The organism is Paraburkholderia phenoliruptrix (assembly GCF_019511605.1).
GTDB lineage: Bacteria > Pseudomonadota > Gammaproteobacteria > Burkholderiales > Burkholderiaceae > Paraburkholderia > Paraburkholderia phenoliruptrix_A.
Map to the genome: position 1 here is coordinate 316049 of NZ_JAEUAV010000001.1, position 20943 is coordinate 336991.

General features: G+C 66.2%; 17 protein-coding genes. 8 read left to right on the forward strand and 9 right to left on the reverse strand.

The annotated features are described in order from the left end of the window. Window positions 1–41: 41 nt before the first annotated feature. The 4 genes from JNB89_RS01340 to poxB all read right to left on the reverse strand — a co-directional run bounded on the left by JNB89_RS01340 (window position 42) and on the right by poxB (window position 6003). Window positions 42–242: a DUF1656 domain-containing protein gene (locus JNB89_RS01340; protein WP_135891887.1), complete on the reverse strand. Its 201-nt coding sequence runs from the start codon at window positions 240–242 to the stop codon at window positions 42–44. After that, window positions 232–1788 carry an efflux transporter outer membrane subunit gene (locus tag JNB89_RS01345; RefSeq protein WP_135891886.1) on the reverse strand — a complete coding sequence of 519 codons (1557 nt, stop codon included), beginning with the start codon at window positions 1786–1788 and terminating at the stop codon, window positions 232–234. The genes JNB89_RS01340 and JNB89_RS01345 overlap by 11 nt, the downstream gene beginning before the upstream one ends. Beyond that, entirely contained in the window at window positions 1785–4046 is a 2262-nt protein-coding gene (locus JNB89_RS01350) for an FUSC family protein (RefSeq protein ID WP_220360958.1), read from the reverse strand. Before JNB89_RS01350 ends, JNB89_RS01345 begins: the two co-directional genes overlap by 4 nt. A gap of 235 nt (window positions 4047–4281) precedes the next feature. Further along, window positions 4282–6003: a ubiquinone-dependent pyruvate dehydrogenase gene (gene poxB / locus JNB89_RS01355; RefSeq protein WP_220360959.1), complete on the reverse strand. Its 1722-nt coding sequence runs from the start codon at window positions 6001–6003 to the stop codon at window positions 4282–4284. Window positions 6004–6487: 484 nt separating this feature from the next. Here poxB and JNB89_RS01360 point away from each other — a divergent pair, with 484 nt between their 5' ends. Then, window positions 6488–7399 carry a LysR family transcriptional regulator gene (locus JNB89_RS01360; RefSeq protein ID WP_218741382.1) on the forward strand — a complete coding sequence of 304 codons (912 nt, stop codon included), beginning with the start codon at window positions 6488–6490 and terminating at the stop codon, window positions 7397–7399. A gap of 43 nt (window positions 7400–7442) precedes the next feature. Here the strand turns inward: JNB89_RS01360 and JNB89_RS01365 are convergent, their stop codons facing one another. Beyond that, complete coding sequence (locus JNB89_RS01365; RefSeq protein ID WP_220361259.1) at window positions 7443–8363, reverse strand: LysR family transcriptional regulator; 921 nt, start codon at window positions 8361–8363, stop codon at window positions 7443–7445. Window positions 8364–8563: 200 nt separating this feature from the next. Here JNB89_RS01365 and JNB89_RS01370 point away from each other — a divergent pair, with 200 nt between their 5' ends. The 6 genes from JNB89_RS01370 (at window position 8564) to JNB89_RS01395 (ending at window position 17020) form a co-directional block, all read left to right on the forward strand. Beyond that, window positions 8564–9778 carry an MFS transporter gene (locus tag JNB89_RS01370; protein ID WP_220360960.1) on the forward strand — a complete coding sequence of 405 codons (1215 nt, stop codon included), beginning with the start codon at window positions 8564–8566 and terminating at the stop codon, window positions 9776–9778. Between the two features lie 237 nt (window positions 9779–10015). After that, window positions 10016–11179, forward strand: coding sequence for an alkene reductase (locus tag JNB89_RS01375; RefSeq protein ID WP_220360961.1), 1164 nt, complete (start codon window positions 10016–10018; stop codon window positions 11177–11179). Window positions 11180–11246: 67 nt separating this feature from the next. Next, window positions 11247–12533 (forward strand): c-type cytochrome, encoded by a 1287-nt coding sequence (locus JNB89_RS01380; RefSeq protein WP_220360962.1) that lies wholly within the window; start codon window positions 11247–11249, stop codon window positions 12531–12533. Next, window positions 12530–13042: a (2Fe-2S)-binding protein gene (locus tag JNB89_RS01385; protein ID WP_220360963.1), complete on the forward strand. Its 513-nt coding sequence runs from the start codon at window positions 12530–12532 to the stop codon at window positions 13040–13042. Before JNB89_RS01380 ends, JNB89_RS01385 begins: the two co-directional genes overlap by 4 nt. 89 nt (window positions 13043–13131) lie before the next feature. Next, entirely contained in the window at window positions 13132–15351 is a 2220-nt protein-coding gene (locus tag JNB89_RS01390) for a xanthine dehydrogenase family protein molybdopterin-binding subunit (RefSeq protein ID WP_220361260.1), read from the forward strand. Window positions 15352–15460: 109 nt separating this feature from the next. Beyond that, a complete protein-coding gene (locus JNB89_RS01395; protein ID WP_220360964.1) occupies window positions 15461–17020 on the forward strand; it encodes an ABC1 kinase family protein in 1560 nt (519 codons plus the stop codon). Window positions 17021–17073: 53 nt separating this feature from the next. On the opposite strand, the gene JNB89_RS01400 is transcribed toward JNB89_RS01395, so the two are convergent. Continuing rightward, the gene (locus JNB89_RS01400) at window positions 17074–18102 is read right to left on the reverse strand and encodes a L,D-transpeptidase (protein WP_431026573.1); all 1029 of its coding nucleotides are present in this window, start codon (window positions 18100–18102) and stop codon (window positions 17074–17076) included. Window positions 18103–18685: 583 nt separating this feature from the next. Between JNB89_RS01400 and nadE the strand changes: the two genes are divergently transcribed. After that, window positions 18686–19546, forward strand: a complete 861-nt coding sequence (gene nadE, locus JNB89_RS01405; RefSeq protein WP_220360965.1) for an ammonia-dependent NAD(+) synthetase — start codon at window positions 18686–18688, stop codon at window positions 19544–19546. A gap of 227 nt (window positions 19547–19773) precedes the next feature. Here nadE and JNB89_RS01410 read toward each other — a convergent pair whose 3' ends face one another. From JNB89_RS01410 to JNB89_RS01420, 3 genes are all read right to left on the reverse strand, one after another. Then, window positions 19774–20040 carry an RNA-binding protein gene (locus JNB89_RS01410; RefSeq protein WP_013341393.1) on the reverse strand — a complete coding sequence of 89 codons (267 nt, stop codon included), beginning with the start codon at window positions 20038–20040 and terminating at the stop codon, window positions 19774–19776. Between the two features lie 5 nt (window positions 20041–20045). Next, on the reverse strand, window positions 20046–20192 hold the full coding sequence (locus JNB89_RS01415; RefSeq protein ID WP_220360966.1) for a hypothetical protein: 147 nt from the start codon (window positions 20190–20192) through the stop codon (window positions 20046–20048). Between the two features lie 318 nt (window positions 20193–20510). Further along, window positions 20511–20876 (reverse strand): hypothetical protein, encoded by a 366-nt coding sequence (locus JNB89_RS01420; protein WP_220360967.1) that lies wholly within the window; start codon window positions 20874–20876, stop codon window positions 20511–20513. Window positions 20877–20943: the final 67 nt, after the last annotated feature.

The window sequence follows — 20943 nt, forward strand, 5'->3', positions numbered from 1 at the left end:
TGAGCAGTCGGTGGTGGAAAAATGGCGGATGCCGTGGCCGTTCATTGCCACAACAGCAGCGAGGCGCCGCTAAACAGCGCGGCAAACAGCGCGACCCGAAAAAGGCTCGGATGCCACGTGCAGCGATAAAAGCCGAATCTCGCCAGCACGAGGTCGAGAACCACGAACAGCAGCGCGCAGCCGACGAGAATCGGCAGCAAGCCCGGCACGAGCAGCGAAAAGATGTCGATTTCACCGGGCATTCGCCACTCCTTGTGGCACGTCGTGCGGCAAGTCCGGCAACTCCGGTAGCTCGTCGGCCTGGAACCCGCCGCCCAGTTCCTTCATCAGCAGCGCCCATGCGTCGAGCCGCCTGGCCTGAATTGCCGCGAGGCTCTCCTGCTGTTCGAGTTGCGCGTTCTGCGCGGCAAGTACATTGAGAAATTCGGTGATGCCGCTGCGATAGCCGGCGTCGGCCAGCTCGAACGACTTGCGCGTCGATGCGAGCGTGCTTTCCACCGAAGCCTGCTGCTCTTCGAGCGAGCGCAGCGACACCACCTGCGCCGCGACGCCTTGCAGCGCGTTGACCACGCTCTGGTTGTAGGCGTCCACGGCGGCGTCGCGCGAGGCGACCGCCACGCCGTAGTTGCCGCGCCGCCGGCCGCCGTCGAAAACCGGCAGCGAGATCGCCGCGCCTACGCCGTGCCCTACACCATTGCTGTCGACGAAGTTCAGAAAGCCGCCAAAAGTCGCCGCGGAACCTAGCGACGCCAGCGCGACCAGATTGATGTCCGGATAGAAATCGGCGTGCGCCGCGGCAATGCCCTTGTCCGCTTCCTGCACGCGCCAACGGTTGGCCACCACGTCGGCGCGGTGCCCGAGCAGTTCCGCCGGCAGCGAGGCGGGCAGCTTGACCGGCACGCTGAGCGCGAGGTCGGGACGGCGCAGCGTGTCGCCATAGCCTGGCCCCTTGCCCGCCAGCCCGGCAAGGCCGATGCGCGCGAGCGCGATCTGGTGCTGCGCCTGCTGCAACCGCGTGGTGCTCATCGCAAGCTGGCTTTCGGCCTGGCTCACCTCGAGCCCGCTGCCGACGCCCGCGCGAAAGCGGCGTTTCGCAATGTCGAGCGTGCGTTGCTGCTGGCTTTGCACGGCGCTCTGAACGTCGAGCAACGCATACGCCAGCGACAACTGCACATAGCCGCGCACCACGGCGGTCTGCAGTTCCACCTGAGCGAAACGCGCGTCGGCGGCCGCCGCCCGCACATTGTCGAGCGCGCCCTCGCGAAGTGCGCGCGACTTGCCCCACAGATCCAGATCGAATGAAAGGTCCGCTTCTATGCTGTTGCTCCACACGGTCGTGCCGCCGGGCGGGGCTGGCGTCGTATAGCGCGCGTAGCGCCGGCGCTCGAAGCTGCCGCTAGCATTCAGTTGCGGCAGTTCGGCCGCGCCCGCTATCTGCGCCTGATAACGCGCCACCTCGATACGCTGCCCGATAGCCTGCAAGCCGGGATTGCCGGCGGTGGCGTCCGTCACCAACTGGTCCAGTTGTGGATCGTTCCATTGGCGCCACCAGCCGCCGGCGGGCCATTTCGCATCGGCCTCAGTGGCGCGCAGCGCAACGCCCGGATCGAGCGCCGCGGCGTCGAGCGGCGCTTCGCGCGTGTGAATGCCGCCGTCGCCGATGCATGCGCAAAGCAGCAGCGCGCTCGCAAGCGCGGCTGTCGCCGGCCGCCACGCCGTGCGCCGGTGCATGGACCACGACGAGGACGAATACAAGGAGAAGGGCGAGGACTCGAAACGCTGTTTCATGCGGGCGCCCGCTTCGCGGGGTCGACGGGTGCGGGCCGCCACACGCTCAGCGTGTCGTCGGTCAGCGTGAGTTCGGTGAGATGCAGCAACGCGCGCATCCGGTAGCGCGCGAGCATGCTGGCATCGACGGCGATACCCGGTTCCGGCGGCAGCAGATCGAGCGCACGCCGCGTGGCTGCCCGCGCATTGTCGACGGCCTGCGGCGTGGCGGCGACGAAAGCCTCGGCGAGCGCCGCAAGCCACGCCTGCTGCGCGTCGCGCCAGCCTGGCGGCAATAGCGCGCGGTTTTCGCCGCCTGGTTGGCCCTGCCCTTCGCCCCGCGCTTGCCTCAGCGGCCCGGCAAGCTGCTCGGTGTGGATGCGCACCAGGATCATCGAGCGCCCTATCTCGAGCGCGGCGAACGCCCAGGCCATCAGGCGCTCGCGGTCCAGGTGCCGGTCCACCGGAGCCTGTGCGACCTCCAGCATGAAGTCGCGCACGCCCGCTTCGAAGCGATACAGAAGGTCGTCGAGCTCGCCGTCGCGCGCGTCCTCTGCAATCAAGGCGCGAATCTGGCCGATGTACTTCGCGTTGATCCACTCGCCCGCGCGCGGCACCAGAACCGAAAACGCGACCGCAGCCACCGCGATACCGCACAAGAGCGCAAAGCCCGTGTCGAGATACCCGCTCGGGTTATAGACCGTCGGGTTCGTAATTGCGACGATAAAGCAGAAGTAGAGGCTAAAGCCGAGCCCGAGAATGGCCGTCTTTGCAAAGGTGTTCACGTAGCTGCCCACCATCACGAAGATCGCCATGGACGCGGCGAGCAGTTCGAACGTACCGATGCGCGGCAGCACGAAAAAGTTAAAGCCGAAGCCCGCAATCCAGCCGGCGAGGCAGCCGCCGAAAACCTGCCAGCTCGCCACGATCGGATTCGGTGCGAGCGCGAACAGCGCACTTGTAATGGCCACGGCGACAATCGCCGTCGCACCGCCGACCCAGCCGGACGCCATCCACGCTGCACCGACCAGCAGCACCGCAACGGCCGCGCGCGCACCCGCAATGGTCGCGGCAGCCCGGTTGGCGCTCGCGCGCGTCGCCCGAGCGCGGCCGAGGCGAGCGACGGCCTCGAGCACCGACTGTGACCACGGCGCCCGCACAATGCTGCGTGCGGCGACATAGCTGTCGCACATCCTGCGCAGATCGTCGATTGAAAAGAGCAGCGCCGCGCCGGTGGCCGCGACGAACTGGCGCTCATGCGGCGGCAGGTCCGCGAGCGATTGCAGCAGGCGGGCCAAGTGCGCGGGCAAGGCCGCTTCGAATGCGTCGAGGCGGCTCGCCGTGGCCTTCACCTGTTCGATTGTCACGAGTTCGGCCGGTGCGTGATTGGGCACGACCGCAAGCAGCCCGCCAAGCAGTTCCTGCACCGCGGCGAGCGCGCGCGGGTGCGCCTGTGCGGCCGCACGCGCCTGCAACTGCTGCAACGCGTGCATCCAGCCGACGGTATCCAGAAAGCCGCGGTCGAAGGCCATATAGATGGGATTGCGCAAACGGATCAACGGATCTTCGAACACCGCGCCGCTGCGCAGAGTCTCCACGCCGACACGCTCGCGGATCAGCGCGACAAACGTGTCGAAGTCCGCGAGCGTTGCCGTGCGCTCGAGCAACGCGTGCATTGCGTTGAGCAGGTTGGTGAAGCTCTTCCGGCTCGATGCGTACAGCTCGGGCACGACTGGGCGTGGCAGCAGCACCGCACTGACCACGCTCGCGCAGACCACGCCGATCACCACTTCGCTCACCGTGAACACCACGTTGTCGTACACGGCGTAAGGATTCGACCAGACGGGTATGGCGGTAATCGCCGTGCCGTATCCCGTCAGCACGAATCCATACGACTGGAAATTGCGGTAGTACGCCGCGCCGAACACGCACACGCCGATCCACGCCGCCAGCGCGGTGAGGAAGAACCACGGCTGCTGCGCAAACAACGCAATCAGCACCAGGCCGGCGAAGCTGCCGCCCACTATGCCGAGGCCGCGATAAAAGCCGCGCGCGATCACCATGCCGCTTTGCTGATGCATCATCACGATGACGCAGGAGACCATCGCGGTAGCGGGCGTGCGCAGTTCGAGGCGCATGCACAGCCACATCGCGAGCGTCATCGCAATGGCCACCTTCGCGATATGGCGAAAGCGCGGGCCGTCGTCGCTCCAGTAGGTGTTCAGCTCGCTGCGCCATCGGGGCAAGGTTGCGGTGGCCGCGTCCGCTTGCAGTGTCATCAGGCTCCCCGTGTTTTGTTCGATGTGAAGTTGCGTGTGGCTCGGCCGCCGCTCTGGCCGCCGGTCCTGCCGCGTGCATGCCGCGCTATGCGTACGGTCATGAGTCTGCGATAGAAGCGACCGCCGCCTTTGCGCAAAAGCACGGTTTTTGCGCATACGCGAGACGTCGCGCGCAAAAAAGAAGGCGCCCGCAATGGCAGGCGCCTCGGCGCGCGTCGCCTGGCTTGCGCGCTTCCTAACGCAAGTTCGTGCGCGCCAGTTCGACGATTTCGTCGCCGCGTCCGTTGAGGATTGCGCGCATCATGTAGAGGCTGAAGCCCTTTGCCTGCTCGAGCTGGATCTTGGGCGGCATCGCCAGTTCGTGCTTCGACGTGACCACGTCGACGAGCGCCGGGCCCGGATGATCGAAGGCCTGCTTGAGCGCGGCCGCCACGTCTTCCGACTGTTCGACGCGAATGCTGAAAATGCCGGCGCCCTTCGCGATTGCCGCGAAGTCGGTCTTCGCGAGGTCGACGTTGGTATCCAGATAGCCGCCCGCCTTCAATTCCATCGAGACGAAGCCGAGCAGGCTGTTGTTGAACACCACCACCTTGATCGGCAAGTCGAGTTGCCGCGCGGTGAGCAGGTCGCCAAGCAACATGGAGAGGCCGCCATCGCCGGATAACGACACCACCTGCCGCCCCGGATGCGCCCCTTGCGCACCGAGCGCCTGCGGCATCGCGTTGGCCATCGAACCGTGATTGAACGAGCCGTGCAACTGGCGCTTGCCGTTCATCGTCAGGTAACGCGCGGCCCACACCGTGGGCGTGCCGACGTCCGCGGTGAAGATCGCGTCATCGCTCGCGACTTCGTCGATCATCCTGGCGAGATACTGCGGGTGGATCGGGCGGCCGGGACCGGCTGGCGTCGCGAGGTCGTCGAGTCCCTTGCGGGCCGACGCATAGTGCTTGCGCGCGTTGTCGATGAAGCCGCGATCGGTCTTGCGTTGCAGCTTCGGCAGCGTGGCGGCGACGGTCTCCTTCACGGTGCCCACGAGCCCGAGCGAGAGCGGTGCGCGGTGGCCGAGCTGCGAACCCTTCCAGTCGACCTGAATGATTTTCGCGTCGGTCGGATAGAACGGCCGGTACGGAAAATCGCAGCCCAACAGCAACAACGTGTCGCACGACATCATCGCGTGATAGCCCGAGCTGAAGCCGATCAGGCCGGTCATGCCGACATCGTACGGGTTGTCGTATTCGATGAACTGCTTGCCGCGCAACGCGTGCACGATGGGCGCGCCGAGCGTATCGGCCAGTGCGACCACTTCGTCGTGCGCACCCTGCGTGCCGCTGCCGCACATGATCGTGACCGCGTCGGACGCATTTAATAGCGCCGCCAGACGGTCAAGGTCCTCTTCGGCGGGCAAGATGCGCGCTGGCGCGCTCTCTGTCCACGAAGGGGCTTCGGCCGGCCCCTCGCTCAGCGCAATGTCGCCCGGCAGCACGATCACCGCGACGCCCCGCTCCTCGATGGCCGTGCGCATGGCGCGGGCCAGCACGCGCGGAAACTGTGCCGCCGACGACACCACCTCCACATAGTGGCTGCACTCCTTGAAGAGCTCCTGCGGATGCGTTTCCTGAAAGTAGCCGAGGCCGATTTCCGTCGACGGAATATGCGCCGCAATGGCCAGCACCGGTTGATGATTGCGATGGCAGTCGAACAGGCCGTTGATCAGATGCAGGTTGCCCGGTCCGCAACTGCCCGCGCACACCGCGAGGCGCCCGCTCGAGGCGGCGTCGGCGCCGGCCGCAAAAGCGGCGGCTTCCTCGTGACGTGTGTGCATCCAGCGTATCGAACCGAGCTGGTCGAGGCTGTACGCGAGCCCGTTCAGACTGTCCCCGGTCACGCCCCAGATCCGTTCGACACCTGCTGCGGCGAGCGTTGCGGCAAGGTAACTGGCAATCGTGTTGCTGGCCATGCTTGACTCCTTTTCACGGTGGATGAGATCGACTGGCTCACACTAGCAGACTGCGGCCGAGTAGGCAGGCAAGCCACCGTTGGCAAGCTGCAACACTGCGGCAATGCGGCGAACAGGAGCAGCGAGCCACATATCGGCCACATATTGGCGGCAACACGACAGCGCGCCAGCGTCGCGGCAACGCTCACAAACTAGGCGACGGACACGAAGAAGTCCTGAACGACGGCTTAAAAGACCTGAACGACGGCCGCTACGATAAGCCGCGCATGCCATTGCGCCGAGCAACATCGACGCCCGGCTGACGGTGCGCCGCCATACGCGGTTCTTCTTTTGCGAACCTATACGAACGGATGAGTGCCGTGAATGCATAGGTGAGCACGTGAGCCCTATGTAGGGATGGTGCTACGGCGCCGCGAATCGTATCGTTTCCACATCGGTCAAGCAGTGTTGTCGGGCTCAATGGAATCGGGAGATCGGAGCGGCCATGGACAGAATCTTCAGCATGCGGGTGTTCTCGCGGGTAGCGGAAACCGGAAACTTCAGCGCGGTTGCGAAACACATGGACTGCAGCGCCGGCAATATTTCGCGCGCTGTGGTCTCACTGGAGGAGCATCTGCATACGCGGCTTTTGCAGCGCACGACCCGCAGCGTCTCGCTCACCGAGTGCGGCGAGCGCTACTACCGTCGCTGCAAGAAGATCCTGGCCGAGATCGACGAGGCCGACGCCGAGGCGAGCAACGCCCACATGCTGCCGCGCGGCACGCTGCGAGTACATGCGGTGCCCGACATTGGCCTGAAGCAGTTGACGTCCACCATCGTCGAATATCGCCATGCGTTTCCGGCCGTCTCTATCGACCTGAAGCTGCTGCCGCGCATGGCCAACCTGATCGAAGACGAGGTCGACGTGTCGATCATCTCGGCGGCGTCGCTACCCGACTCCCGCAACGTGAGCCGGCTGATCGGGCGTTGCCAACGCATTCTGGTTGCCGCGCCCTCCTACCTCGCACGGCATCCGGTGCACAGCGTGGACGATCTGCCGAATCACACGCTCATGCAAAGCAGGTCGTCGTTCGATCCGCCTACTGAGTGGCCCGCAGGCGACGCGGCGCAGGCCGGGCACTTCGTCGTCAACAACATGCAGGCGCTGCGGCTTGCGTTGCTCGAAGGCGCGGGCGTCGGCGCGGTGCCGGCTTACTCGGTCCAGGACGAGCTCAAGGAAGGAAAGCTGGTTCAGCTGTTCGCGCACTACCCGCTCGAAGCAACCAATGTGTTCGTCGTGTATCCGTCGCGGCAATTCGTCGACGCGAAGATCAAGACATTTGTGGATCACCTGATCGTGTCGCTCAAGCAGAAACTGGATTTGCGCGCGGAACATGGCACTGCGGACATCGCGTAGCGCCATGCCGCACGCACAGCCATGCGGCCCGCGAAGCCCGCGTTCAACCTTCGCACGAGGCCCGCAAGCGCGGCTCGAGAAACTGCAGGAGCGCACGGACCTTGCTCGACTGACGGCGATTGGGCAGATACGCGGCGTACACGACGGCGTCGCCCGCCTGAGGCCGCGCGTCGAACGGCTCGAAAAGGCGCGTGAGGCGTCCAGCGCGAACCTCGGCTGCGACCTGCCATTGCGGCAGCAGTGCGATGCCGCTTCCGGCCAGCGCGGCTTCGAGGAGCACGTCGAGACTGTTCGAAAGCAGACGCCCGCGCACCTCCACGGGCTGCGGTTCGCCGTCGCGCTGGAAACTCCACACCTGGCGCGAGCGGTAGCCGCCGCCGTAAGCAAAACGCAGGCACTCGTGGCCGGCGAGTTCGGCGGGCGTCCGGGGTGTGCCGTGGCGGCGCAGGTATTCACGACTCGCCACGACATGGCGCGGATTGTCCGCGAGCTTTCTGACGATCAGATTCGCGTCGCGCTCGGCCAGGCCGATGCGCATCGCGACGTCGATCCGCTCCACCGCGAGATCGACGAAATGGTCGCTCACCACCACGTCGAGAAACACGCGCGGATGCTCCGCCAGAAACGCCGCCAGATGCGGCGCGAGGCACAGCCGGCTGTAAGTGGACGGCACCGCGATGCGCAGCGCGCCGACCGGCGACGCGCCGCTGTCGAACACGCTGTCGTCGGCCTCGGCAAGATCGTCGAGCACCTTCGAAACCTGTTCGACGTAGGCGACGCCCGCGTCGGTCAGGCTGACCTTGCGCGGCGTGCGAGTCAGCAGCGCGGTGCCCAGCGAATCCTCGAGCGAATCCATCAGGCGCGTGACCGACGACGTGGCGACGCCAAGGCGTTGCGCGGCCTTTGAAAAGCCGCCCGCATCGGCTACTTCGAGCAAGGTTTTGACGGCGAGAAATTTGTCCATTGACGACCCGACTGGCTGTTCCGTTGCACAAAACGCAACGTCGGATTCCATTTTAGCCATATTCCACGCCTTGCACGCAACGCTTAAGCTTCATCAGGCGCGCTCGAAGAACCAGGACGCGCAGGTGAACGACGCGGTCTCGCGCGCCGGGCTTCATGCATAGAACCACCGTTTCTGCCTCTTTACTTCACGGAGTTGTCATGTCAACCCAGCCATCCGCCGCGACCCGCGCCGGCAGTCCCGTCAAACTGACGCAAAGCCTGATCGCGCTGTTTGCGTTCTGCTGTGGCGCTATCGTCGCCAACCTGTATTACGCGCAGCCGATCACCGAACTGATCGCGCCGGACATCCACATGTCCGGCGGCACGGCGAGCCTGATCGTCTCGCTCACGCAGATCGGCTATGCGTTCGGACTGTTCTTCCTGGTGCCCCTCGGCGACCTGCTGGAAAACCGCAAGCTGATGATCGTCACCGCGCTGGTGTCCATCGCCAGCCTCACCGCCGCGGCGTTCGCGCATCAGCCCAGCGCGTTTCTCGTCATTTCCCTGCTGGTCGGCTTCAGTTCGGTGGCCGTGCAGATCCTGATTCCGCTCGCGGCGCATCTGGCACCGGACGAATCGCGCGGCAAGGTGGTCGGCACGATCATGAGCGGCCTGCTGCTCGGCATTCTGCTGGCGCGTCCGGTCTCGAGCGTGGTGGCCGGACACTTCGGCTGGCGCGCGGTGTTCGGCGGTGCCGCCGTGCTGATGGCAATCGTCACGAGCGTTCTCGCGTTGACCATTCCGCGCCGCCAGCCCGATCACCGGGCCACGTACTTCGAACTGATCGCCTCGCTCGGCCATCTGCTGCGCACCATGCCGATACTGCGGCACCGTTCGCTTTACCAGGCATTGATGTTCGCCTCGTTCAGCCTGTTCTGGACTGCGATTCCCGTCGAACTGACGCGCCACTTCGGCCTCACGCAAACGCAGATCGGCATTTTCGCGCTGGTCGGTGCAATCGGCGCGACCTCGGCTCCGGTTGCAGGCCGGCTCGCCGACGCGGGCCACACTGTGCGCGCGACGCTCATCGCACTGGTGGTGGGCGCCCTCGCCTATACGCCTGCGTTGATCCACCCGGCGTGGGGTGTCGTCGGGCTGGTGGTCACCGGCATCGTGCTGGACTTCGCTGTGCAGATGAACATGGTGCTCGGCCAGCGCGAGATCTACGCGCTGCATGCGGCGAGCCGCAACCGGCTGAACGCGCTGTACATGACCAGCATCTTCGCGGGCGGCGCATTGGGCTCCGCACTCGCCAGTCCGCTCTATGAACACGGCGGCTGGCCGCTCGTGGCGGCGGTCGCCACGGCCTTTCCGCTGATCGCGCTCGCGCATTACCTGATGATCGGCCGCCCGCATGCAGCGCGTCACGGCTGATTGCGCGGTGCGCTTGCAACCGGGCGGCGCGCCGCCCGGCTAAAAAGGGCTTCAAACAGGGCTTCAAACAGGGCTTCAAACAGGGCTTCAAACAGGGCTTCAAACAGGGCTTCAATCAGGGCTTCATTAACAAGAATTCAGCGTGGCTTCAGGAATTGTCGACGCGTTGGCGATACGCTCGCCTGCATTGTGCATCCGCCTGAACGACGCTCCACTGCTCGCCAAGGAACAACCACCATGTCCTCACTTTCCCCTTTGCTCGACGGTTACGATCTCTGCGGGCTGCACTTGCCGAACCGCGTCGCCATGGCGCCGATGACGCGCTCACGGGCGCCCTCGCGCGGACGCCCCACCGAACTGATGGCGCGCTACTACGCGCAGCGCGCGTCGGCGGGATTGATCGTCAGCGAAGCGACCAATGTCAACGCAGCCTCCGCGGCGTTCGACCTGACGCCGGGCATTTTCACGGCGGAGCAGATTGAAGGCTGGCGCACGGTCACGAGCCAGGTGCACGCCGAGGGCGGGCGCATTTTCATGCAGTTGTGGCATAGCGGGCGCGTCAGTTCTTTCGCGCTGCTCGGCGGCGAGGCGCCGCTCTCGCCTTCGGGCGTGAACGACGACCTCGAACAGTTGCAGGTCTGGGCCCAGTTGCACAACGGCCAGTACACAAAGATTCACGCGACGCCTTCGCGCGCCATGTCGCTCGACGAAATCCGGCTGACGATCGACGCCTTCCGCCAGGGCGCGGCAAACGCGATGGCCGCGGGCTTCGACGGCGTCGAAGTGCATGCGGCGAACGGTTATCTACCGCATCAGTTTCTCTCGTCCACCATCAACACGCGCGAGGACCGGTACGGCGGTTCGGTGGCGAACCGCGCGAATTTCCTGCGCGACATCGTCGAGCAAATCGGCTCGGTGATGCCGCTCGATCGGGTCGGCGTGCGCATCTCGCCTTACGCGCACTACAACAACGTGAGAGACGCGGACCCGGACGGCACTTACGACTACGTCGGCAGAATGCTCGGCGAATTCGGCGTGGCCTATGTGCATGCGGCGGACACGAACGGCTGGAGCGGCAAGCCGGACTTGCCGCGCATTATCGAGCGCTTGCGCCGCGCGTATCCGGGCACGCTGATGGTCAACGGCGGGATTTCCGTGAGTGCTGCCGAGGCGCTGATCCGCGACGGCCAAGCCGATCTCGTCGCATTTGCCCGCGCTTACATTGCGAACCCCGATCTGGTCGAGCGCATCGGCAACGGCGCGCCGCTCGCCGCGCCGAGAACCACGGGCTGGTATGGCGGCGACGCCGCCGGTTACGTCGACTATCCGTTCGACGGCAGCGCGAGCAGCCGCACGCCGGAGCCGGCTGGCGAACTGCCGGCCCGCGCAGGCCACGCATGACGCGGCGCGTCGCCTTCACTTGCGGCGCTGCGCGCCGCTTCTTCCACGGCAAATCACAGGTGTGCGAATGACTAGCAAGTCCAGATGGCTGGCGGCAGGCGGCGTGGCGATCGCGGCCGCGCTGGCGGCGGCTTTCCTCCTGATGTGGAAGCCGGCGCTCGCGCCCATCAGCCCGCCCGCGCCCAACGCTTTCGACGCCGCCACCCGGCTCGCGGGCGCGCGCGTCGTCGCGCTCGGCGACTGCGTCGTGTGCCACACGGCGAAAGGCGGCAAGCCGTTCGCCGGCGGCCTGCCGCTTGCCACGCCGTTCGGCACCATCTACGCGACCAACATCACGCCCGACGTGCAAACGGGCATCGGCAACTGGTCGCTCGAAGCGTTCACGCGCGCGCTGCGCTACGGCGTGGCGCGCGACGGGCACCTGCTCTATCCCGCGTTTCCGTACATCCACTTCACCCGCATGTCCGACGGCGACATCGCCGCGGCCTACGCGTATCTGATGACGCGCGAACCGGTGGAGGCGACGGCGCCCGCCAACCAGTTGATGTTCCCGCTGAATTTCCGTCCGCTGCTTGCTTTCTGGAACGTGCTGTTCCTGCATGCGGGCGCGCAGCAGCCCGATGCATCGAAAGACGCCGAGTGGAACCGCGGCAAGCTGCTCGTGGACGGGCTCGGCCATTGCGCGTCATGTCACTCGCCGCTCAATGCGATCGGCGGCGAAAAGTCGGGCCATGCGTTCGACGGCGGCATCGTCGACGGATGGGAAGCGCCCGCGCTGAACGCGCTCGGCGCAGCGCCGCGTCCCTGGACGAGGGACCAGCTCGTCGCCTATCTGCGCACCGGCAGAGCCAGCGAACACGGCGCTGCCGCCGGCCCCATGCTGCCTGTGACGCGCGACCTTGCCACCGTTCCGGAAGCCGACGTGCAGGCCATCGCCACGTATCTGCTGTCGATCCAGAAGCCACAGCCCGCGGCAACTATCGGCACAGCGAACACCCGCGAAGCCCCCCGCTCGGCCGAAGCGCAACGCGGCGCGACGCTCTTTGCCGCATCCTGCGCGCAATGTCATGGACCGGCTGCGCCCATGCAGTCGATAGGCGAACGCCCGACGCTCGCGTTCAGTACCGCGGTGAACGCCGCGACGCCGCGCAACGCAATCCAGATGATGCTGAGCGGCAACGGCTGGCACGGCGAAGACAGCATGAACTACATGCCCGCTTTCGGGCAGATCTACAACGACCAGCAGATTGCCGATCTGGCCTCCTACATTCGCGCCGCCTATTCGCAGCGCGGTCCGTGGACGGACGTCGAGGCGACGGTGACCAGGCTCAGAAAGGAGAACAACGCGCGATGATCCATCTCACCGTCAACGGCGTGCAGCACGCGCTCGACATCGATCCTTCCACACCGCTGCTCTACGCGCTGCGCAACGATCTGCAACTGCACGGCGCGAAGTTCGGCTGCGGCCTCGGCCAATGCGGCGCCTGCACCGTGATCGTGGACGGCGAAGCGGTGTTCTCGTGCCTGGTCCCGGTGGCATCGCTCGGCAACAAGGCGGTGCGCACCATCGAAAGTCTCGGCACCCCTGAGCATCCCGGTCCGCTGCAGAAGTCGTTCATCGATCATCAGGCCGCTCAGTGCGGTTACTGCATCGCCGGCATGATCATGCGCGCACAGGCACTGCTCGAGCGCAATCCGCGACCTACCGAGCGCGAATTGCTCGAGCACATGGAGCCGAATCTGTGCCGTTGCGGCACGCATACACGCATTCTTGCCGCGATCCGCGAAGTTGCGCATCTGCCGAAGCCCGACGCCTCGCACGACAAAGCGCAACTTGCGGCAAGCCACGGAGGCGCACAATGAGCCGCAGCGACGAACACACCGACCAGCGTACCGTCCCCGGCCTGGGCCAGCACGTGGACGACCCCGTCGACGAAAGCCGCCGCCGCTTCATGCTGGGCAGCGCGCTTCTCGTGAGCTTCAGCATGTTTCCCGGCGTCAACGCGCTGGCGCAGGAAGTGATTGCCGACGAAGGCGCAGCCGTGCACATCGGCAAGGCGACTCAGGCGCTGGCGGGCAGCCTTAAAACCAACCCTTACCTCGATTCGTGGATCAAGATCGACCGCGCGGGCAAGGTCACCGTGTACACCGGCAAGGTGGAACTGGGCACCGGCGTGCGCACTGCCCTGTTGCAGATTGCCGCCGAAGAGCTCGCGATGGCGCCCGGGCTCATCACCTTTCTCACCGCCGACACCGGCGCCTCGCCCGACGAGGGCCTCACGGCCGGCAGCCATACGATTGCCGACAGCGGCAGCGCGCTGCTCAACGCGTCGGCGCAGGTGCGGGCCCTGCTGGTGGAGGCCGCGGCAAAACGCTTCGGCATCCAAAGCAATCTGCTTGGCACGCGCGACTCGGTCATCAAGGCGCCTGACGGCCGCAGCATGACCTACGGCGAAGCCGTCGGCTTCGTCGACCTGCATCGCATGGCAGCGCCTGTTTCGCCGCTGAAGGATCCGGCCACTTTTAGCGTGATCGGCACCTCGTTGCCGCGCGTGGACATTCCGCGCAAGGTGACGGGCGGCGTCAGTTACGTGCAGGACATGCTGATGCCCGGCATGGTGCACGCGCGCGTGGTCATGCCGCCTGTCTACGAGGCGCGGCTTCTGCGCACCAACACGCCCGAGATCCTGAAGATGCCGGGCGTACTCAAGGTGGTGCAAAACGGCAGCATGCTCGCGGTGGTCGCCAAAGGCGAATGGCAGGCCGTGCAGGCGCAGCGCGCGCTCGCGGCAGGCAGCGAATGGAGCGCCGGCCGCGCGCTACCCGATCCGGCCACGGTTCATAGCGACTTGCGCAAGCTCTGCACCGAGCATATTGAAATCGCCAATACGCACACGGCGAGCGGCGCGGCTGTGAAGACGCTCGGCGCAACCTACACGAAGCGCTACATGATGCACGGCTCGATTGGGCCGTCCTGCGCGGTCGGCCTTTTCAAGGACGGCGCGATGACCGTATGGACGCATTCGCAAGGCGTATATCCGCTGCGCGACGGCCTTGCGGAAATGCTCTCGATGCCCAAGGACACGATCCGCTGCATTCATGTGGAAGGCTCCGGCTGCTACGGACACAACGGCGCGGACGACGTCGCCGCGCACGCCGCCCTGATCGCGCGCGAGATGGAAGGCCAGCCGGTGCGCGTGCAATGGATGCGCGAACAGGAACATACGTGGGACCACTACACGCCGGCCATGGTCACCGAGGTGAAGGCTTCGCTGGATGCGGGCGGCAATATCGTCGACTGGAACTACGCGCTGTGGAGCAGCTCGCACAACGAGCGGATCGTCAACGCGGGCCGGCTCATTCCGGCGCAGTTGCTCGACAGGCCGTTTGCGCCCGCGCCTTCCGTGCCGATGGTGCAGCCCGAAGGCGGCGGTGACCGCAACGGCATTCCGCTGTATGCGCTGCCGAATATGCAGGTGATGAACAACTTCTCGCCGACCATGCCGCTGCATACGTCGGCAATGCGCTCGCTCGGCGCGCATATGAACGTCTTTTCCATCGAGACTTTCATGGACGAGCTGGCCGCCGCCGCTGGCGCGGACCCAGTCGCGTTCCGGCTCAAGCACATGCAGGACCCGCGGGCGCGCGACGTGATCCGGCTCGCCGCAGAAAAATTCGGCTGGCCCCGCGCGCCGCGCAAACGCAATCACGGTGTCGGCTTTGGCTTCGCGAAGTACAAGAATCTGATGGCCTACGTGGCGGTGGCTGTCGAGGTGTCGGTCGTGCCGGAAACCGGCCAGGTGATTCTCGAACACGCCGAAGCAGCCGTAGACGTGGGACAGATCGTGAATCCCGACGGCATTCGCAACCAGATAGAGGGCGGCGTGATCCAGTCGGCGAGCTGGACGCTGTACGAAGCACTGCAGTTCGACACGAGCAGGATCCGCAGCTTCGACTGGAGCAGCTATCCGATTCTGCGATTCTCCGCCGCGCCACGCAGCATCAACGTGCACCTGATCGACCGGCCAGGCGCACCGTTCCTCGGCGCAGCGGAGGCGTCGATGGGACCGACTGCGGGCGCCCTCGGCAACGCGCTGTTCGACGCGACCGGCCAGCGCCTGCGCGACATGCCGCTGGCGGGCGACAGCCTGCGGCGGCGTATCGACGCGTAGAGAATTCGGCGCGAATGCGGCGGCGCGCGCGCATCCCTGATAATCTGAGCGTCCTGGCTCAGCGGCGCCGCGCTTGCGCGCGCGCCGCATTGCCGCCGATCGAACGCCGATGCCGCCACTGTTTCGCCGCTTACTGCTGCTCTACCACGCGCTGCGTTATGGCGCGCGCCTGATCTGGCTCGCCGCGCCGCCGGACCGCAAGCTCCACTGGATGATCGAACTGGTCGGCCGCGTGCATGCGTCGCCGGACAGCGCGCGCAGCGTTCACGGCGTGCTGCCGGCGCTCGGCCCGCTGGCCGGCCGTTTCGCGAAGGCGCTGCTCGAGCGTCCCGAGCTGGCAAGCGCCACGTTGCACGACGCCATCGACGCCGTCGACCATCTGGAAGCACCGCTGCCGCCGCGCGAGTCCGAAGAAGCGTTGGCCCGCGCGTTCGGCCGGCCGCTCGCCACTCTCTTCAGCGCGGTCGATCTGATACCCGTGCGCAGCGGTTTTGCCGAGCAGACGCATATCGCGCGGCTCATCACGCCGATCAACGGTCATCGCGAGGTGGCGATCAAGCTGCTGCGCGCCGGCCAGTTGCAACAGATCGGCGACGAGCTCGCGCTGCTGCGCTGGGTCGCGCGCTGGCTCGAAAAACTCTCGGGCACGGCGCGCCGCCTGCGCCTGCGAGCGCTCGCACAGACCTTCACCGACGACCTGCTGCGCCGCTTCGATCTGCGCGCGGAGGCTGCCAATCTGAGCCAGACCGGCCATCACTTCGAAGGCGACTCGCGCCTTGTCGTGCCCAATGTGATCTGGGACCTGTGTACGAACCATACGCTGACCATGCAGCGCATCGACACACTGCCGGCGAGCGACCTGCGCGGCCTGCATGCACACGGCGTGAAGCTCGCACCGCTTGCCGCGCATATCGTCGAAGTGGTGACCGAGCAGGCCTTCGAGCACGGCTTTTTTCATGCGACGCTCGATGCACGGCGGGTTCGCGTGAGCATCGAAGCGGATTCGCTGGGGCGGCTGGTACTCGCGGAGTTTTCCATCATGTCGAGCCTGTCGACCGGCGAGCGGGAGTTCTTCGTGCACGGCGCCAGCGCGCTATTCGAGCAGGATTACGGACGGCTTGCGCAACTGCACCGCGAGGCGGGCCACGTGCCGCACGACACACGCGCCGAAATGCTCGAAGCCGAATTGCGCACGCGTGCCGAAGCGCACTTCGCGGCCGCGCCGCGCGAGCGCTCGGCGGGCGCGCTGTTTCACCATCTGCTGCATGCGGTGCATCCTTTCGACGGCGCCGTGTCCGGCCGCCTCGCCACCGCGCAACGCTCGTTCCAGCAAGCGGAGATGCTGGCGCGCGCGCTGCATCCGGGCGTCGATACGTGGAGCATCGCGCGGCGCGTCGTTGCGGAAATCGCGCGGCGCGACGTCGACCATCGCGGTTGGCTCAAGCGCATTTCACGCGAACTGCCGCATCTCGCGCATATGTTGCCGCGCGTGCCGCAACTCGCGGTGCGCTACCTGCAGCACGAGCACGACCGCGCGCGCACGCCGGGGCAGCAGGCTCAACTGCTGGTCGAGATCGGGCGCGAATATCGGCGCACGCGTGCGCTTTTGTGGGCGTGCGCGGTGTGCGGCGGGATTCTCGGCGCGGGGACGATGTTGTTGATGCGGTGATGTGTTGATGCGGCGTGGCAATGTGCAACCCGTCAGTCTGACTGCGCCGCAAATCAATCGGCCGTATCCGAACCGGCCGGCACCCTTGCGTGCGCCTTCGCGCCCGGTGCCGGCGACCACGCGGGCCGCGTCTTGCGTTCCGAATCCACGACGACGATGTAACGGCCCGCCCACGGCAGGATCTGGCGGTCGCTCTTCAACACCCACAGCGACTTGCCGGACTCGACGAGCGCCGCATATTCCGCATCGAGAATCCCGTAGTGATCGAGGAACGTATTGAGCGACGCGGGAATGCGCACGCAGCCCTTCGAATGACGCACGCCGAGCAGCGGCTCGAGCCGGTCGGGATCGGTGGCATGCATCTGGAAGCGCATCTGCGACACGCCGCCCTTGCCCCAGCCGCGTTCGGCCTGCGCCCAGCCGAGATCGAAGATGCGCATGTCGCGCTTGCCATAGCCGCGAATGTGATTCTGGTTCTCCGTGCCCTCGGAGCGGAAGTCCATGTTGGACGGTGTATGTTCGAACACGCCGAGCGGCGTCACGAAATGATCGAACTCGCCCGGCCGGCCGGTGGACACCGGCGATGCGCCGATCATCTGCCAGGCGTCGGCGGGCGTCGCACGAAAATAGATGAAGAGCGCCTGCGCGTTCGCGTTGCGGTCCACCATCACGACGTATTCGCCCGACAGTTCGCCGAGCGCATGTTCGCGCAACGCCGCTTGCAGACGCGCGGCGTAGGCGCGCTGCTCGGCGGCCGGCACGTTGAGCCGGCGCGTGACCTGGCTCGCGAACAGGTCGCGCAACGCCAACGCGCGGCGCGGATCCACGACGCCGGCCGCATCGGGCACGGCGACAGACGCCCCGGCGGGCCGCGATGCAGCGACGGATGACCTCTCGGACGACGCCCCGGCAGCCGGCGACGCAGCAACCGATGACCCCGCTAACGACGCCGACGCCCCCGCGGCGACCGCTGAGCCGCCCGACGCCGACGGCACGACGGACGAGCTGGCGGACGACGGCGCAGCGCCAGACAACCGCGCTGACGACCTGGCGGCAACCCCTGACTCGCCAGACGCCGACAGGACGCCGGACGGCTTCACGGGCAACGACGCAGCACCTTGCGCGCGAGCAGACTTGGATACCGCCGCCGACGACGCAGCGGCCGATCGCGCAGTGGCCGACGACGCGACACCAGCAACAGCCGCCCGGTTGCCGGCCTCCGACGGCGTCGCCGCACGGCTCGCACAAGTCGGAACGGCGAGCGCGCCGGCCAAAGCAAAGCTCGCGAGCGCCGAGGCACTCGCGCGCATGGCGCGGCGTGGTGGCTTTGCTGCGACCGATGGGCGGCACAGCGCTTCGCTCGTCAATATCAGTTGGCGCAGCAGACGGAACGCGCGCCGCAGCCTGCGGCTCACGCGCGCAGCGACTCGTGAAAGAGCTGGGCGCTCCAGCTCAGGCGGGCGAGGCCGCTCGGAGTAGTTCATCGCGGGTTCGCACTCAGATGTGTTTATTATTTGCTGCTCGCAGGTTGATGCGGCGCTCGGAACCCGAGATGTTACGCAGCACATCGAGTTCTGTCGATGGCGCTTCGGCGGGTCCGCCACGTGCTCGCAGGCCAAGGCAGTCGCTGGTTAGAGATCGCGTTCACGAGCAAGGAGCAGAACCATGAAGCACACCGATCCAGCCGCTGTCCAGAAGGACATCGCAGCGGAGATGCATTTGACCGCCCGCTTCGACGCCAACGAGGAAATCGAGCGTCGAGTCTCTTTTCTCGCGGATTATCTGCGCAGCAACGGCCTGAAGACCTATGTGCTGGGCATTAGCGGCGGGGTCGATTCGACGACCGCAGGCCGTCTCGCGCAGCTGGCCGTGGAGCGCTTGCGCGGCGACAGCTACGACGCGCGCTTTGTCGCGATCCGTCTGCCGCACGGCGAGCAGAAAGACGAGGCCGACGCGCAGCAGGCCCTCGCCTTCATTCGCGCAGACGAGACGTTGACCATCGACATCAAGCCAGCCGCCGACGCGATGCTCGCGTCGCTGCGTCAAAGCGGCCTGCCGTTTTCGGACGAAGCGCAGGAAGACTTCGTCCACGGCAACATCAAGGCGCGGCAAAGAATGATCGCGCAGTACGCGGTGGCCAGCACACGTGCGGGCGTCGTGATCGGCACGGACCACGCGGCGGAATCGCTAATGGGGTTTTTTACGAAGTTCGGCGACGGCGGCGCCGACGTGCTGCCGCTCGCGGGTCTCAACAAGCGCCGCGTGCGAGCGGTCGCAAAGGCGCTGGGAGCCTCGGACGCGCTTGCCTACAAGGTGCCGACCGCAGACCTCGAAGCGTTGCGCCCGCAACGGCCCGACGAAGACGCGTACGGCGTTCCTTACGAGACCATCGACGACTTCCTGGAAGGCAAACCGGTGAGCGACGAGGCACGCAACGTCATCTTGCGTTTTTACACGGTCACGCGGCACAAGCGGGCGCTGCCATACACGCCGTTCGACTGGCCGGCCCCCGAGAGCGGGCAATGAGGCGCGCACCGTAGGCGGCAACGCGCCTTGCGCCGCCAGGCAGCCGAAGGCCGTTCGCGGGCCTCGTGGAGGCCTAGCGAACGGCCGCACCGATGCCTCAGGAAGGCCGCACCGAGGCTTCACGAAGGCCGCATCGAGGCTTCACGAAGGCCGCATCGAGGTCCCAGGAAGGACACACCGAGGCCGGGCGCAAGCTGCGTCGGCTACGCGCGGCCCCGCCTTCACGCTCACTGCGTGGGCGGCGGTTCGTCGGTGAAAAGATCGGCGCTCGCCTCCAGCGCCACGCCGCCCAGATGCTTGCCGTGAATCTGCCGCGCAATGACCTCGCCGACATACGGCACCTGCGCGTCGAGTTCGACAGTGGCATACGCGCCGGGCGTGCCGGCGTCGATCACCTCGACATGACGAGCGTAATGCCCGAGTTCGCGCTCGAGGAATTCCCGCACTTCCTGTTCGCTGCACGACGGCGCGATGTTGCGCACGATCAGGTTCATGCAGCCTACCTCTCGCGGCTGCCGCGCCCGTCGGCGCGCACGCGCACCGGGCGCAATGCCGCGCGTTGTCTGGCCTGCGCGGCGGCCAGTTGGCGGATCAGTGCGGAGCCCGCCGCGCCCAGCGCGGCCAACGAAAGGTAGAAGGCAATCATTCGAATCTCCGGTATTTCGCCAGGTTCACGAGGCGCCTGTGCCAGCCTGGCCACGGGCGCTCGCCAACGCGATGCAATGCGACGCCGGGACAGCGACGTGCAACGATCACCGCGTTTAATGCACTCTACCTGAAGCGCCCGATTTTCGTCCGGCCACTGCGCCGTCGCTTTGACGCTCCTCAGTGCTTGCACCGTCGTTGCTCAGCACCTGGACCCTCTGTTCATGCAGACGCCAGTCGCAAGAAGCGGGCCGCATCTCGTACGCCGGCCTGCATGGCGCCCGTCGGCGCGCCGAAAACCGGGTGCAACCAGTCAATGTCAGTCCGCGCCCAGATCCTGCACGTTGGCCGCGCTCACCCACCACGCGTTCTTGCCGTGCGGCAATTCGACCAGGACCGCGGAGGGATCGTCGACGCCGTCGTCTGCGACTTCGCATACAGCGAGGCCGTCGGGAAGATGCTTCACCTCACCGGCCGACTGAAAAAGCGCGATGCGTTGCGCATTGAGCGGACGCAGTTGACGATACACATCGAAGGAGATGGCGGCGGGCACGTCGCCGCGAATTTGCAGCGCGTCGGCTTTGCCGCAACCGATCGGCGCGGCGGCGAATGCGTTTGAGCTGCCGGCGGCACAGGCGAGGGTCAGCGCGGCGAGCGTCGCGGCGGCAACACGTGAAAAGATCATGGTGATTCTCCGGGAATGAGTTGAGTCTGCGAACCGAACGAAAAAATAAAAGCACGCCTGCGGCGCG

What these genes read in the sequence shown, in the direction of transcription:
- JNB89_RS01415 (WP_220360966.1), bottom strand. Translation starts at nt 20,192, where the DNA reads ATGATTGCCTTCTACCTTTCGTTGGCCGCGCTGGGCGCGGCGGGCTCC.
- JNB89_RS01380 (WP_220360962.1), top strand. Translation starts at nt 11,247, where the DNA reads ATGACTAGCAAGTCCAGATGGCTGGCGGCAGGCGGCGTGGCGATCGCG.
- JNB89_RS01390 (WP_220361260.1), top strand. Translation starts at nt 13,132, where the DNA reads ATGCTGGGCAGCGCGCTTCTCGTGAGCTTCAGCATGTTTCCCGGCGTC.
- JNB89_RS01375 (WP_220360961.1), top strand. Translation starts at nt 10,016, where the DNA reads ATGTCCTCACTTTCCCCTTTGCTCGACGGTTACGATCTCTGCGGGCTG.
- JNB89_RS01370 (WP_220360960.1), top strand. Translation starts at nt 8,564, where the DNA reads ATGTCAACCCAGCCATCCGCCGCGACCCGCGCCGGCAGTCCCGTCAAA.
- JNB89_RS01345 (WP_135891886.1), bottom strand. Translation starts at nt 1,788, where the DNA reads ATGAAACAGCGTTTCGAGTCCTCGCCCTTCTCCTTGTATTCGTCCTCG.
- nadE (WP_220360965.1), top strand. Translation starts at nt 18,686, where the DNA reads ATGAAGCACACCGATCCAGCCGCTGTCCAGAAGGACATCGCAGCGGAG.
- JNB89_RS01420 (WP_220360967.1), bottom strand. Translation starts at nt 20,876, where the DNA reads ATGATCTTTTCACGTGTTGCCGCCGCGACGCTCGCCGCGCTGACCCTC.
- poxB (WP_220360959.1), bottom strand. Translation starts at nt 6,003, where the DNA reads ATGGCCAGCAACACGATTGCCAGTTACCTTGCCGCAACGCTCGCCGCA.
- JNB89_RS01395 (WP_220360964.1), top strand. Translation starts at nt 15,461, where the DNA reads ATGCCGCCACTGTTTCGCCGCTTACTGCTGCTCTACCACGCGCTGCGT.
- JNB89_RS01385 (WP_220360963.1), top strand. Translation starts at nt 12,530, where the DNA reads ATGATCCATCTCACCGTCAACGGCGTGCAGCACGCGCTCGACATCGAT.
- JNB89_RS01360 (WP_218741382.1), top strand. Translation starts at nt 6,488, where the DNA reads ATGGACAGAATCTTCAGCATGCGGGTGTTCTCGCGGGTAGCGGAAACC.
- JNB89_RS01365 (WP_220361259.1), bottom strand. Translation starts at nt 8,363, where the DNA reads ATGGACAAATTTCTCGCCGTCAAAACCTTGCTCGAAGTAGCCGATGCG.
- JNB89_RS01410 (WP_013341393.1), bottom strand. Translation starts at nt 20,040, where the DNA reads ATGAACCTGATCGTGCGCAACATCGCGCCGTCGTGCAGCGAACAGGAA.
- JNB89_RS01340 (WP_135891887.1), bottom strand. Translation starts at nt 242, where the DNA reads ATGCCCGGTGAAATCGACATCTTTTCGCTGCTCGTGCCGGGCTTGCTG.
- JNB89_RS01350 (WP_220360958.1), bottom strand. Translation starts at nt 4,046, where the DNA reads ATGACACTGCAAGCGGACGCGGCCACCGCAACCTTGCCCCGATGGCGC.